This window comes from Aminobacter sp. LjRoot7 (assembly GCF_964252895.1).
Lineage (GTDB): Bacteria > Pseudomonadota > Alphaproteobacteria > Rhizobiales > Rhizobiaceae > Aminobacter > Aminobacter aminovorans_B.
The window spans coordinates 160,271-173,655 of the sequence record NZ_CAXUPX020000011.1 but is presented as its reverse complement, the minus strand read 5'-3'; the positions used below and the strand labels follow the sequence as shown (position 1 = coordinate 173,655).

13 protein-coding genes are annotated in these 13,385 nt (G+C 63.8%); 4 read left to right on the top strand and 9 right to left on the bottom strand.

Features of this window, described 5'->3' with window-relative positions; translation table 11 throughout:
* Positions 1-13: 13 nt before the first annotated feature.
* Together hpaE and ACSQ3E_RS25725 are read right to left on the bottom strand one after the other, a co-directional pair.
* On the bottom strand, positions 14-1,531 hold the full coding sequence (hpaE, locus tag ACSQ3E_RS25730) for a 5-carboxymethyl-2-hydroxymuconate semialdehyde dehydrogenase (RefSeq protein WP_436124825.1): 1,518 nt from the start codon (positions 1,529-1,531) through the stop codon (positions 14-16).
* An 11-nt stretch (positions 1,532-1,542) separates the two neighbouring features.
* Positions 1,543-1,929, bottom strand: coding sequence for a 5-carboxymethyl-2-hydroxymuconate Delta-isomerase (locus ACSQ3E_RS25725; protein ID WP_436124824.1), 387 nt, complete (start codon positions 1,927-1,929; stop codon positions 1,543-1,545).
* Positions 1,930-2,082: 153 nt separating this feature from the next.
* On the opposite strand from ACSQ3E_RS25725, the gene hpaR reads away from it, so the two are divergent.
* A complete protein-coding gene (gene hpaR, locus ACSQ3E_RS25720) occupies positions 2,083-2,550 on the top strand; it encodes a homoprotocatechuate degradation operon regulator HpaR (RefSeq protein WP_436124823.1) in 468 nt (155 codons plus the stop codon).
* Positions 2,551-2,619: 69 nt separating this feature from the next.
* Positions 2,620-3,537: a DUF6929 family protein gene (locus tag ACSQ3E_RS25715; protein WP_436124822.1), complete on the top strand. Its 918-nt coding sequence runs from the start codon at positions 2,620-2,622 to the stop codon at positions 3,535-3,537.
* A gap of 54 nt (positions 3,538-3,591) precedes the next feature.
* On the opposite strand, the gene ACSQ3E_RS25710 is transcribed toward ACSQ3E_RS25715, so the two are convergent.
* The gene (locus ACSQ3E_RS25710) at positions 3,592-4,005 is read right to left on the bottom strand and encodes a VOC family protein (RefSeq protein ID WP_067968446.1); all 414 of its coding nucleotides are present in this window, start codon (positions 4,003-4,005) and stop codon (positions 3,592-3,594) included.
* 91 nt (positions 4,006-4,096) lie between these two features.
* Here ACSQ3E_RS25710 and ACSQ3E_RS25705 point away from each other — a divergent pair, with 91 nt between their 5' ends.
* Positions 4,097-4,966 carry a LysR family transcriptional regulator gene (locus tag ACSQ3E_RS25705; RefSeq protein WP_436124821.1) on the top strand — a complete coding sequence of 290 codons (870 nt, stop codon included), beginning with the start codon at positions 4,097-4,099 and terminating at the stop codon, positions 4,964-4,966.
* A 233-nt stretch (positions 4,967-5,199) separates the two neighbouring features.
* Here the strand turns inward: ACSQ3E_RS25705 and ACSQ3E_RS25700 are convergent, their stop codons facing one another.
* From ACSQ3E_RS25700 to ACSQ3E_RS25675, 6 genes are all read right to left on the bottom strand, one after another.
* Positions 5,200-7,011 carry an aminopeptidase P family protein gene (locus tag ACSQ3E_RS25700; RefSeq protein ID WP_436124820.1) on the bottom strand — a complete coding sequence of 604 codons (1,812 nt, stop codon included), beginning with the start codon at positions 7,009-7,011 and terminating at the stop codon, positions 5,200-5,202.
* A 35-nt stretch (positions 7,012-7,046) separates the two neighbouring features.
* Positions 7,047-8,060 (bottom strand): ABC transporter ATP-binding protein, encoded by a 1,014-nt coding sequence (locus ACSQ3E_RS25695; protein ID WP_436124819.1) that lies wholly within the window; start codon positions 8,058-8,060, stop codon positions 7,047-7,049.
* On the bottom strand, positions 8,057-9,058 hold the full coding sequence (locus ACSQ3E_RS25690) for an ABC transporter ATP-binding protein (RefSeq protein ID WP_436124869.1): 1,002 nt from the start codon (positions 9,056-9,058) through the stop codon (positions 8,057-8,059). The genes ACSQ3E_RS25695 and ACSQ3E_RS25690 overlap by 4 nt, the downstream gene beginning before the upstream one ends.
* Positions 9,059-9,071: 13 nt before the next feature.
* The gene (locus ACSQ3E_RS25685; protein ID WP_436124818.1) at positions 9,072-9,941 is read right to left on the bottom strand and encodes an ABC transporter permease; all 870 of its coding nucleotides are present in this window, start codon (positions 9,939-9,941) and stop codon (positions 9,072-9,074) included.
* Positions 9,938-10,879, bottom strand: coding sequence for an ABC transporter permease (locus ACSQ3E_RS25680; protein ID WP_436124817.1), 942 nt, complete (start codon positions 10,877-10,879; stop codon positions 9,938-9,940). Before ACSQ3E_RS25680 ends, ACSQ3E_RS25685 begins: the two co-directional genes overlap by 4 nt.
* Positions 10,880-10,960: 81 nt before the next feature.
* Positions 10,961-12,535 (bottom strand): ABC transporter substrate-binding protein, encoded by a 1,575-nt coding sequence (locus tag ACSQ3E_RS25675; RefSeq protein ID WP_436124816.1) that lies wholly within the window; start codon positions 12,533-12,535, stop codon positions 10,961-10,963.
* Between the two features lie 226 nt (positions 12,536-12,761).
* Here ACSQ3E_RS25675 and ACSQ3E_RS25670 point away from each other — a divergent pair, with 226 nt between their 5' ends.
* A complete protein-coding gene (locus tag ACSQ3E_RS25670; RefSeq protein WP_310323867.1) occupies positions 12,762-13,382 on the top strand; it encodes a helix-turn-helix domain-containing protein in 621 nt (206 codons plus the stop codon).
* The last annotated feature ends 3 nt before the right edge of the window (positions 13,383-13,385 follow it).

Genomic DNA, 13,385 nt, shown 5'->3' with positions numbered 1-13,385 from the left:
GTGGTGTTCCCGCTCAGCCGCCGAGCTTCTGGATGTTGTGGGCCGCCGTGGCGAAGGCGATATTCTTGGTTTCCATGTAGAAGTCGAACGACCAGTCGCCGCCGTCACGGCCGATGCCGGAGTTCTTGACGCCGCCGAACGGCGCCGGCAGATGCCGGACATTCTCCGAATTGACCCAGATCATCCCGGCAGCTAGCCCTTCGGTGAAGCGCAGGGCGCGCGTCACATCCGATGTCCACAGATATCCGGCAAGACCGTATTGGGTGTCATTGGCGATCGAAAGCGCTTCGGCTTCGGTCTCGAACGGGATCGCGGTCAGCACCGGTCCGAAGATCTCCTCCTGCGCGATGCGCATGTCGTTGCGTGCGCCGGTGAACAGCGTCGGCGCGACGTAGCAGCCGCCACCCGGGCCGTCGACCTTGTTACCGCCGGCGGCGATGGTAGCACCTTCCGAACGGGCGAGCTCGATGTAGGAAAGCACCTTGGCCTCGTGCACCGGGTGGATCAGCGGGCCGACGACAGTCTTCGGGTCGAGCGGATGGCCGACCTGGATGCGCTTGGCCTTTTCCGCCACCATGGCCACGAACTTGTCGTGGATCGAAGCTTCGACCAGCAGGCGTGACGACGAGGTGCAGCGTTCGCCATTGAGCGAGTAGATCATGAACACGGCGGCGTCCGCAGCGCGCTCGAGGTCGGCATCGGCGAACACGATCACCGGGTTCTTGCCGCCGAGCTCGAAATGCACGCGCTTCAGCGTGTCGGCGCCCTGGCGCATGATCATCGAGCCGGTGCGGCTTTCGCCGACGAAGCCGATCGCCTTGATGTCGGGGTGTTCGGTCAGCGCCTTGCCGGCATCCTCGCCCAGGCCGTTGACCAGGTTCCAGACGCCCTTTGGCAGGCCTGCCTCTTCGGCGATCTCGACGAGCAGCCGCGCGGTCAGCGGCGAGAACTCGGCCGGCTTGTGGACGATCGTGCAACCTGCGGCCAGTGCCGGCGCAATTTTCCAGGTCGACAGCATGAAAGGCGTGTTCCACGGCGTGATGACGCCGACCGGGCCGATCGGCACGCGGGTGGTGATGTTCAGCTGGCCGGGCGCCTGCAGCGTGCGGCCGTCGCGCGCCTCGGGTGCCTTGTCGGCATAGTAGCGGAAGTTCTCGGCACCGCGGAGGGCCGCCTTGGCCATGAACTTCAGCGACTGGCCGGTATCCATGCATTCGACGAAGGCGATCTCTTCTGCCCGCTTGACGATGGCATCGGCGATGGCGTGAAGCATCTTCTTGCGGGCATCGCCCGATTGGGCGGCCCATGCCGGAAAGGCTGCCTTGGCTGCCTTGGCCGCCATGTCGATGTCAGCCGCCTTGCCATGTGCCACCCGGGCTAGCGGCTTGAGGTCGACCGGCGAGATGGTCTCGAAGGTCGTCCCGTCGAGCGCAGGCACCGCCTCGCCGTTGATGTGGTTACTGACCCGGCCGGACTTGAAGCGTTCGAGATAGGCTTCAGCCTTGCGCAGGTTGTTTTCGAAATCTGACATTGAGGTTTCCGTCACTTGTTCCGCAGACGCGGGTGGATGGCGTTGTTTTTCCAGCTCAGCTCGGCGTCGATCTCGCGGATCTCGAGCGAAAGCGCGAAATGAGGCGTGGCGAAAAGAGGCGCGAGAAACGCATTCGCGGCAGCGAAGATTGCCGCGCCGGCACGTTTCTTTTCCTCTGCTGTGCGTCCGGCGCCGATCCTGAAGCTCATGTCGATGAAGCCGTTTTCGGCCACGCGGTCGGCAACCGCATAAGTGTCGGCGCGCAGTGCCCGCACTCTGACCGCACCATGTTCGAACAGGCCGGTGTCGAGGATCGCCTGCGACAGCTCTCCGCAAAGCATCGGCATGTCGACGCGGCCGTCGAGATTGGCGGAATATTCGAGCGTGAGGTGAGGCAAGGCGTGTCTTCCCACACAATTGGCGTTTCAATATTTAACATGTTAAGTAGTTTTGCGGATCGATGTCAAGGCGCATATGCCGTCAGAATTCAGCTGATTGCCGCCACTCGGCGTTGATCCGTCGGGGCGCCGGTATTATCGGAGTAGAGTGGAATGCCGGCCAAACCGTCGCCTGCCATCAGGAGTTCACCCTTGCTGCAAAGCACCCGACGTTCGTTGCCAATGTCACTGCTGCGTGCGCGTGAAGTGGTGATGGCCCAGTTCCGGCCCATTCTCGCTCAGCATGGCGTTTCGGAGCAGCAATGGCGCGTCCTTCGCGTTCTGGGCGAGCAGAGCCCTCTCGATGCGACGGAACTTGCCGAACGTGCCTCGATACTGGCGCCGAGCCTGACACGGATCATCAAGGCGCTTGAAGAGCGCAGCCTCATCACGCGCGGCAAGGTCGAAGGCGATGGCCGGCGTGTGATGCTGTCCATCGCGCCGAAAGGGCAGGTCCTGATATCGGAAGTGTCGCCGGAGAGCAGCGCCATCTATGATGACGTCCAAAGGCGCATCGGGCACGAGCGTTACGAACAGCTGCTCGACCTGCTGGAGGGGCTGATCGATCTTGAGAAGAAATGACGGTCGCGCGGCCGCGGCAATGTCCCGGCAGGTAGGAGCCATTCGCGCACAAGCTGCTATGACTTCTGCATGATCGCTCTCAAGAAGCAGCGCGAACTGACCCTGACGGCTGCGCCAAGCGCTGGGCGGCCATTGCATCTGAGTGCTGCCAGCGGCCTAGTTTGCCTCGGTTCGGCGATGTATGTCGTTGCCGACGACGAACTCCATCTCGGCGTCTTTTCCACAAAGGACGATCGTCCCGGTCAGCTGGTACTGTTGTTCGACGGCGCGCTGCCAGACGAGAAAGTTGCCCGCAAGCGGCACAAGCCAGACCTCGAAGCACTCACGTCGCTGCCCGCTTTCGAGGGTTTTCCCCATGGCGCGCTGTTGGCTGTCGGATCGGGCTCGCGGCCCAACCGGCGCCGCGGCGCATTGCTTGCTCTCGACCTATCGGGTGCCATTACCGGCGCTGCGCGAGGCCTCGACTGCTCAGCCATCCTGGCTCCGCTTGCCGATGTTTTCGCCGAGGTCAATATCGAAGGTGCGGTCGTTGTCGGAGACGAACTGCGCCTGTTCCAGCGCGGCAACAAGCAGCATCCCGACAATGCCATCATCCGATATCCGCTTGCGGCGGTCATCGATGTCGTGACCGGCACACGAGCCGATGCGCTCAGGCCGATGACAATCGACAGGTTCGATCTCGGCCATGTCGATGGCGTGCCGCTGTGCTTTACGGATGCCACGGCGCTGCCCGGTGGCGATGTGGTGTTCAGCGCGGTTGCCGAAGACACGGACGACGCCTTCAACGACGGCGCATGTGTCGGGGCTGCCATCGGTATCGTCGGGAACGACGGCCAGCTGCGTTTCGTTCGCCGGCTTGATCGGCCGTATAAGATCGAGGGCATTCACGCTGAGCTCGACGGCAACCGCCTCGATCTGCTGGCAGTCACCGACGCCGACGATCCGGACATGGCGGCAGCGCTCTATGCGGCGACGATCGCGATCTGATCACGCTAGGCACGCGGTCTCATTCCAGAACTTGTCGAGCGTGACCTGTCTCGTCTAGGCGGCGAAGACGCTGTCGAAATCCTTGAAACCCTTGACCTCGATCGGATTGCCCGAAGGGTCGAAGAAGAACATCGTGCGCTGCTCGCCGGGTTCACCTTCGAAGCGGATGACAGGCGGAATGTCGAATGCGATGCCGCCTTTTTTCAAGCGATCGGCGAGTGCAAACCAGTCGTCGAGCGGAAGCACGATGCCGAAATGCGGCATCATGACGAGGTGCGTGCCGACCTTGCCGGTGCGGGTGACCTCGAACGGCTTGCCGAGATGCAGCGACAGCTGATGGCCGAAAAAGTCGAAGTCGACCCAGCTGTCGGTCGAACGCCCTTCGACACAGCCGAGCACACCGCCATAGAAGCCGCGCGCCGCGTCCAGGTCCGTCACGTGAATGGCGAGATGGAACAGTGATTTCATATCAGGTGTTTCCCAGTGTTTGACCGACATCTAGAGGATCCGCTAGGAAAGGAAAACTATGGAAAAGTGTTTCTCAGCATAAGGAATTCCATTGGATATCCGGTTTCTGCAGAGCCTCGTTGCGGTGGTCGAGACCGGCTCCATCGTTGCCGCTGCGCGGCGGGAAGGGCTTACGCCAGCGGCTGTCAGCCAGCGTATCCAGGCACTGGAGCGGACGCTTGGTTGCTCACTTCTGGTGCGCGGCGCCCATACCGCGCGGCCGACGGAGGCCTGCCTTTCGCTGCTGCCCCGGGCCCGCCAGCTTGTTCGCGATGCCTCGCTGCTCGTCGATGATCTCGACGCCAGCGGCCTGTCCGGTGATCTCAGGGTGGGCGCGATCTCGACTGTCCTCACCGGGCTGGTGCCGGCGGTGCTGGGCAGGCTGACGGCACGTGCGCCAGCCCTGAAACTGCGGCTGACGCCCGGAACGTCCGAACACCTCTACGATCAGATGCTTGCCGGCCAGCTTGACGTCGCCGTACTCGTCGAACCGCCCTTTGCGCTGCCCAAACTGCTCGACGCCACCTGCATTTCGCGTGAGCCGCTGGTGTATCTGACCCGCGATGCTGTCGCGCCCGCTGACATCGTCACGCATGCGCGGGAGACGCCGTTCATCCGCTACGACCCGTCATCATGGGGCGGGCGTATCGTCGCCGGCTATATGGAAAAGGCGGGGCTCCACCCTGATGTGCGTTGCGACATGGATGCGCTGGAAACGATCGCGATCCTGGTAACCAAGGGCATCGGCAGTTCGCTTGTGCCTCACTGGCCGGGGCTCGTCGCCGAGGGGTTCAACATCGTCCCCGTGCCGCAGGCGGATGCGCACCAACGGTCGCTGTCCTTTCTCGCGCCGAGCGTTCCGCAAAAGCCCAACGCCATCCGGCTTTTGCGTGATCTGCTTGTCGAGGCTGTGAATGCCTGAGGCTTAGGCGCTGCCGCGTCCGATCGCATTGCCGATCCAGTCCAGCCGCGCTGCCGGGATCAGGCCGTAGTTGTAGAATGCGTGGCGACGAGCGGTGAAGCCGGCATTCGCAACGACTCCGCCGCGACGCGTGGCAGGAGTGCGTCTGTCCGAAACGCCAACAGGCCTCCGATTGGAGGCCTGTGATTTGTTGCGGTCAGACTATGTCGTGAATGAGCTGACGTGATGTCCGCTCAGATGGCGTCCCGACATGGCGTGCACATGCGCTGCAGCCACTCCAGGTCATCTCGGCCGAGCAGGGGGCTCAGAGCAGACCTGACATCGTCATGATATGCGTCGAGCCATCGTCTCTCCGACGGTGTCAGCAGCCCGATATCTGCAAGGCGCAGATCGAGCGGTATCAGCGTCAGGCTTTTGAAAGTCATGAAGCCTTCGCCCGCCTCGACAACCTCGACCTGGTTTTCAAGGCGGATGCCGTATTCTCCCGCCTTGTAGTAACCGGGCTCGATGGTCGTCACCATGCCGGGTCGCAGGGCGATCTCGTTGACGCGCCTGTCGAAGCGCTGCGGCTGCTCGTGCACCGACAGGAAGTGGCCGACCCCATGGCCGGTGCCGTGGTCGTAGTCGAGACCGAGCTCCCATAGTGGCCGCCGCGCAAAGGCATCGACATGGTGGCCGAAGGTGCCCGCCGGGAACTTCAGCGTCAGCATCGAGATCAGCCCCTTGAGCACGGCCGTATAGGCGCGACGGATCTCCGGGTCGGTCTCTGCCAACGCAGTCGTGCGCGTGGCATCGGTGGTGCCGGTCAGATATTGGCCGCCGGAATCGAGCAAATAGACGCTGGCCGAGGTGATCGGCGCGTTGGTCTCGACAGTGGCGTTGTAATGGCACATCGCGGCATTGCCGCCGGAGGCCGAAATCGTGCGGAAGCTCGGCTCGACGAACAGCCTGCTGTCGCGGCGATAGGTCAGGATCCGCTCTTCAGCCTCCAACTCGCTCACCGGCATGCCTTGGCTTTCGCGCGTGCGGCCGTAGCGGTCGAGCCAGGCCAGGAAACGCACCCAGGCCGCACCGTCCTGGCGGTGGCAGTCGCGGAAACCTTGCAGCTCGACGTGGTTCTTCAACATCTTGGCGAGCGTAATGGGGCTGCGGGCCAGCTTGGCCTCGCCGCCGCTTTCGCGTGCGGCATGAGCGACCGCCGACGGCGCGAAACCGGGATCGACGAGCGCTGTCCGGCCCTTACCAAAGGCGGCGACGCGTTCCAGCAGGCGCGCCGGTTCGGCGATCGCCACCCCGTCGAGTTCGAACTCGGAGAGATCGTTGGGCAGCTTGCGGTGGTCGACCAGCCATTCGGTGCGGCCGTCCTTGTCAAGGATCAGGAAGGAATGCGGCATCGGGTTGAACGCCACGTCGCGGCCGCGCACGTTGAGCAGCCAGGAGATGTTGTCGGGCTGCGCCTCGACGAGGAAGTCGGCGCCCTGCGCCGCGACCAGTTCGGCGATGCGGCGCTTCTTGTCGGCGACGCTCTCGCCTGAATACTGGCGGCCAAAGGCCATGATCGGGCCGAGCGGCTCCTCAGGCTGGTTCGGCCATATCGCATCGACGAGATCGTCTGAGAACGCGACCCAGCTGCCACCGGCTGATACAACGGCGCGACGGCAATCCTGGTCCCAGGTCGAGGGCAAAAGCATTGCGTTGAAGCCGATGCGCTGGCCTTCACGCACGTGCTTCGCCAGCCAGTCTTTCAGCGGCGCATCGTAGAAATGCTCTATGGCGAAGCTGCCGAGATCGACCTCGTCGCGCACCTGCACCTGGTAGCGGCCGTCGACGAAGATCGCTGCCTTGTCGTGCATGACGATCGCCACGCCGGCCGAGCCGGTGAAGCCGGTGAGGTAAGCGAGCCGGCAATCGTGCGGCGCGCAGTATTCGCTCTGGTGCTCGTCGAAGCGCGGGATGACGTAGCCGTCGAGCCCCTCCTCGACAAGCTTGCGGCGCAGTGCTTCAACGCGGCCGGAAATCCCCAGCCTGTTGTCGGTGGATGTCATGTCGTCTGTCCTTGATATGTAGATGATGGCGGCTTTCACGCCCCGGAAATGGTTTCGGCGAAGTGGCAGGCGGCCATACCGGCGCCGACAGTTCGCAACGCCGGCTTTTCGATACGGCAACGCTCGGCGGCATGCGGGCAACGCACATGGAAAGGGCAGCCCGGCGGGATATCGAGCGGGCTGGGCAACTCGCCAGTCAGCGCCGGCGCGCGCCTGCGGTCGGCCGGATCGAGCGATGGGGCTGCGGCCAGCAGGGCTTGCGAATAGGGATGGCGGGGCCGCGAAAACAGCGCCTCGGACGGGCCGACCTCGACGATGGCGCCGAGATAGATGACCGCGACCCGGTGCGAGACGTGGCGCACCAGCCGGAGATCATGCGCGACGAACAGCACCGTCAGTCCGAGATTGTCCTGCAGCTCGAGCAAAAGATTGACCACCTGCGCCTGCACCGAGACGTCAAGCGCAGACACCAGCTCGTCGGCGACGAGACAGATCGGCTCGAGCGACAGCGCACGCGCGATGCCGATGCGCTGGCGTTGCCCGCCGGAGAATTCGTGCGGGTATTTGTCGGCGGCACCCTCGGGCAGGCGCACGAGATCGAGCAATTCGTCGACGCGCCGGTCGATGGCAGCGCCTTCTCGCATCCCGTGCACCGAGATCGCCTCGCGCAGCGTGTCGCGCACTGTCATGCGCGGGTTGAGCGAGGTGTAGGGGTCCTGGAACATCATCTGCACGCGCTTGTTGTAGGCGCGACGTCTCAGTCCCTTGAGCCCGACAACGCTCGCGCCTTCGAACAGGATGTCGCCGCCGCTTGGCTGGTGCAGCCCGGCGATGCAACGGGCGAGCGTCGACTTGCCGCAGCCGGATTCGCCGACGATGCCAAGCGTCTCGGCCGGCATGACGTCGAGGTCGACGCCGTTGAGCGCCGACACGATCTGGCGCGGCCTGCCCGCCAGCGTATCGGAAAGCGAACGCGGCTTTTCGAAGCGCATGGTGAGGTCGCGGATGGAGAGCAGCGGCGTGGCCGGCTCCATGGTCAGCATGTTCATTGTGCCGCCTCGTGTTGACGGAAATGAGCGAGCGCCTCGGTGAGACGGTGGCATGCCACTTCGTGCGACTGTCCGACGGCGGCAAGTGCCGGCCGAACATCCCCGCATTCGGGTCCGGCGACCGGGCAGCGCGCTGTGAAGGCGCAGCCCGGAGGCAGCGCGCTGAGCGCCGGCGGCGCGCCAGGGATCGAGTAGAGCGGCGTGCGTGGCGCGACATCGCGCGGGATCGAGCGCAACAGCCCCAGCGCGTAGGGATGGCGGGCGTCGCCGATCACCTGGGTTGTCGTGCCCACTTCACACAGCCTGCCGCCATACATCACTGCCACGCGGTCGCAGGTCTGGGCGACGACGCCCATGTCGTGGGTGACGAGGATCACCGCCATGCCGAGATCGCGGCTCAGCGACTGGATCAGGCGCAGAATCTGATCCTGGATCGTCACGTCGAGCGCCGTCGTCGGCTCGTCCGCCAGCAACAGTTGCGGGTTCGAGGCAAGGGCGATGGCGATCATGACGCGTTGGCGCATGCCGCCCGAGAACTCGTGCGGATAGTCGCCTAGCCGGTTGCGGGCGCCGGGAATGCCGACCATGTCGAGCAGCTCAATGGCCTTCGCCTTGCGCGCCTTGGCGTCGAGCTCTGTATGGGCGACGAGGTTTTCGGAGATTTGCAGCCCCACCGTCAGCAGCGGGTTGAGCGACGACATCGGTTCCTGGAAGATCATCGCGATCTCGCGCCCGCGCACTTTGCGCAACGCCGCTTCGTCAAGTGCCGCGAGATCACGGCCCTTCCAGAGGATTTCGCCGCCGACGCGGCCACGCGGACGGACGATGCCGAGGATCGAGCGCAAGGTGATGCTCTTGCCCGAGCCGGACTCGCCGACGAGGCCGAGTATTTCGCCCGCCTTGACGCTGAAGGAGACGTCATCGACCGCGACCAGCGGGCGCTCGCGCGGACCGAATTCGGTCCTGAGATGGCGCAGTTCGAGCACTTTATTGCGCATGGGGTCGGCCATCTCAGCGTCCCTTTGGTCGCAGCAGGTCGGCCAGCGCGTCGCCGAGCAGGCTGAAGCCCAAGCCGGTGAGCACGATGGCGAGGCCCGGCATCAGGCTCATCCACCAGGCGGTGAGCAGGAAGTTGCGCCCTTCCGAGATGAGCACGCCCCATTCGGCCGCCGGCGGCTGGGCGCCGAGGCCGAGATAGCCGAGCGAGGAGCCGAGCAGGATGGCGAGCGCCATGTCGGTCATCCAGTAGACGATGATCGGCGAAATCGCGTTGGGCAGGAGGTGGCGGAAGATGATGCGGCGGTCGGAATAGCCGAGCACCCGGCCGGCGGCGGCGTAATCGTTGGCCTTCTGCGTCATGATCTCGGCGCGGGTCAGCCGGGCGTAGTAGACCCAGTTCACCATGGTGATGGCGATGTACATGTTGACGAGGCCAGGCCCGAGCACGGCGACGATGGCGATGACAAGCACCAGGAACGGGAAGGTGATGATGGCGTCGACGCAGCGCCCGAAGATGGTGTCGGCAATGCCGCCGTAATAGCCGACGAAGGCGCCGATGGTGACGCCGATGGTCAACGCGAAAATGGTCGCGAACAGCGCCATCTGCATGTCAACACGGTAGGCCCAGATGACCCGAGAGAGCACATCGCGGCCGAAATTGTCGGTGCCGAAGGGATGTGCGAGGCTCGGCGGTTGCTGGATCGCCGTCATGTCGAAGGCGAGTGGATCGTAAGGCGCGAAGACCTGCGGAAACAGCGCCAGCGCGATCGACATCGCGATGATGACAAAGCCGATGGCGAATGACGGCCGCGCAAAGGCGCGACCTATGAATGCGCGGAAGCGGCTCGGCCTGCGCGGCAGGGATTGTGTGACTGCGCTCATGCCTTGCGAAGCCTCGGATCGAGCAATGACTGGACGACGTCGGTAAGCAGGAAGACGACCGAGACCAGCACGGCGAAGGTCAATGTCAGCCCCTGGATCAGCGGATAGTCGCGCGCGAAGATCGCCTCCAGCATCAGCCGGCCCACGCCGGGAATGGCGAACACTGTCTCGGTCACCAGCGTGCCGCTCATCAGGTTGCCGATCGACAGGCCGAGCAAGGTGACGGTCGACACCAGCGCATTGCGCAGCACGTGGCGGGTCATGATGATCCGCGTCGACAGACCCTTGGCGCGGGCGAACTGGACATAGTCGGCGTCGAGCACCTCGATCAAGGATGCGCGCAGGTTTCTGAGGATGATCGCCGAGGTGTAGAGCGCGACGCTCAGCGCCGGCAGAATCAGGTGGTGCAGATTGTTGAGAAAGCTGGTGCCGTAGCCGCCGACCGGGAACCAGCGCAATTGCGCTGCAAGCACCGTGAGCAGCACCAGGCCGATGTAGAACACCGGCATCGACAGCCCGATCTGGAAGACGCTGCGAATGACGACGTCGGTTGAGCTGTTGACGCGAACCGCGGCAAGAAATGCCAACGGTCCCGCCAGGCAGATTGCGAGCACCACCGAATAAAGCGCCAGGAAGATTGTCGTTGGCAGGCGGTCGAGAATGACCTCCGTGACAGGCGCTTTCAGCATGATCGAGCGGCCGAGATCGCCCGTCAGCGTGTTCTTGACGAAGACCACGAACTGCACCGGCAGCGGTTGGTCGAGGCCAAGATTGTGGCGGATCTGCTCGACCTGGGCGTCTGTCGCCTTGGCCTCGGCCATTGCGATGGCGGGGTCGCCGGGCAGCATGCGCACCAGCAGGAAGATGAAGACCATGACCAGCAGAAAGGTCGGGATGATCTGCAGCAGCCGCGCCAGAAGATAGGACAGAGAGGGCATTGGCTTCGCCTTTGAGCACTCGCCTTGCAGAAAGACGCGCCGGACGGATGTCCCGCCCGGCGCGCAGCGGTCACGCTTGGGTTACTTGGCGCGCCATGCTTCGGAGAAGTCGTTGGCGCCGAGCGGGGTCTGGACGTAGTCCTCGACCGACTTCGACACCGCGACTGCGAACGGCGTCTCATAGAGGAACAGCAGTGGCGCTTCTGCGGAGTAGATTTCCTGCATGCGCTTGTATTCGTCCTTGCGCTTGGCCGGATCGACCTCGGAGTTCGAAGCCTCGAACAGCGTGTTGAACTCCGCGTTGTTCCAGCCGGTGCCGACTGCCTGGCGCTGCTTGTAGTAGCCCAGCCATCCGGTCACCTGGGCCGGGTCGTTGACGTCATTGGCCCAGCCATAGGTGTGGATGTCGAACTCGCCGTTGCGGTTCTTGGCGCCCCGCGTTGGGTTGTCGACCTGCTCGACCTTGAGGTTGACGCCGAGCGGCGCCCACATCTGCTGGAGGGCTGTGAACAAAGTCGCGTCGTCGGCGCTGCCGGCGAGCGTGGTGAAGGTGATGTCGAGGCCGCCATCGATGCCGGCTTCGGCAAGCAGCTGCCTGGCCTTTTCCGGGTTGTAGGGATAGAGCGGCTCGGGCCCATAGTGCAGCTGGGTTGCTGCCGACATTAGCGAGGTCATCGGCTTGCCGGTGTCGAAGGTCACCAGCTTGATCAGCATGTTCTTGTCGGTGGCGTAGTTCAGCGCCTGGCGCACCTTGAGGTTGGCGAGCGGGTTCTTCGAGCCGTCCTTGCGGGTGTCGCGGGTGTTGATCGGCGCGTAGATGATGCGGGTCGAGGGGAACAGCTCCATCTTCAGGTTGGCGTCGCCGCCGAGTTCGCCGACGCGGGCGAACGGGATGAATTCGGCGACGTCGACTTCGCCCGCCTGCAGCTTGAGGATGCGGGTGGCGTCGTCAGGGATGACGACGAAATCGACGCTATCGAGATAGGGCAGCGGCTTGCCATCCTCGCCGGCACGCCAATAGTTCGGGTTCTTGGCAAAGCTCATGGAACTGCCGGCGGTGCGGCCCTTCATGGTGAAGGGGCCTGACGTCACTGGATTGTTGTCGAAATAGGCCTTGGCCTTTTCCTGGTCGTTGGCGCCCGTGGCCTTCTCGAACGCGGCCTTGGAGACGATGCCGGTGTTGAAGGTCGCGAGGATCGAGGGGATCGTCGGATCGGGCTGCTTCAGAGACAGCGTGACCTTGCCGCCCTCGGTCGTCACCTTTTCGACCGAACCGAGCAGGCCGGCCCACGGTCCGTCGGGGTTGCGGGCGCGGTCGAGCGAAAACACAATGTCGCCACCCGTGATCGGCGATCCGTCGGAGAACTTCAGGCCGTCGCGCAGCTTGAGCGAGATCGACTTGCCGTCGCCGGCGACTTCGTAGCTTTCGGCGAGGCCGGGCTCAATCGCACCGTTGGCGCCGTTGCGCAGCAGCGTCTCATACAGGCTGGTGATCATCCACAGATCGGGATTGCGGTCGGCCCAGACCGGGTCGATGACGGTGGAATCGTCATAGCGGGCAAAGGTCATCGAGCCGCCGCGCTCAATCGCCAAAGCCGACGTCGCGGCGCCCAGACCCAGTGATGCGCTGAGCAAAAGCGGCAAAAAGCGTTTCATGTCTTCTCCTCCTCTTGGCCTGCCGGCAATGCCGGCGCTACACCTCGGCGGTCAGTTTGGATATTTTATCCAATTTTGCCGGACAATTTTCTTTGCGTCCGGATTGCCGCGAAGGCATTGTGCAGTTCCCCATCAAAGCGGCGGCGCGGTGGCCATTTGGCTTGCGCAACCAACTTTAGCTGGACTAAAGTTCATCGAAATTGTGAAGTCAAGCGGAAAGACAGTGATGCCCCTCGATATCGATGACGCGGCCGCAGGCAACGGGGACGCGCCGCATCCGGACATGCCTGCCGCCGCTTCGATCGGCCAGATGCTGCGGGCGCGCCGCAAGCTGATCGGCAAGACGATGAAGCAGGTCGCGGCCGAGGCGGGCTTGACCGAAGGTTTCATCAGCCAGATCGAGCGTGGGATTTCGACGCCGTCGCTGATTTCGCTCTACAACGTCGCCAGTGCGCTCGAAACCACCGTCGACACCTTCCTGTCGCAGCCGCCGGAACATACCCATTCGATGGTCTCGCATGCCGGCGCGCGCCGCGGCTACAATGTCGAAACCAAGGAACGCGTCTATGAGTTGCTCGAGCGCGGCTTTCCCGGTGCCCAGCTCAATGGCTGCATCACCCACATGCCGCAAGGCTATGCCTCCGAGATTACGACCCATCAGGGCGAGGACTTTCTCTATCTGATCGAGGGCGAGATGCTCTACGAGATCGACGGCAAGGAGTATCTGCTCAAGGCCGGCGACACGCTGCACTTCCCTGCTTCGCTGCCGCACCGCGCCCGCAATGTGGGCCCGGGGCCGGCGCGCGAGCTCTGGGTTGGCACCACGCGCATCATCTCCGAGACCTGACCG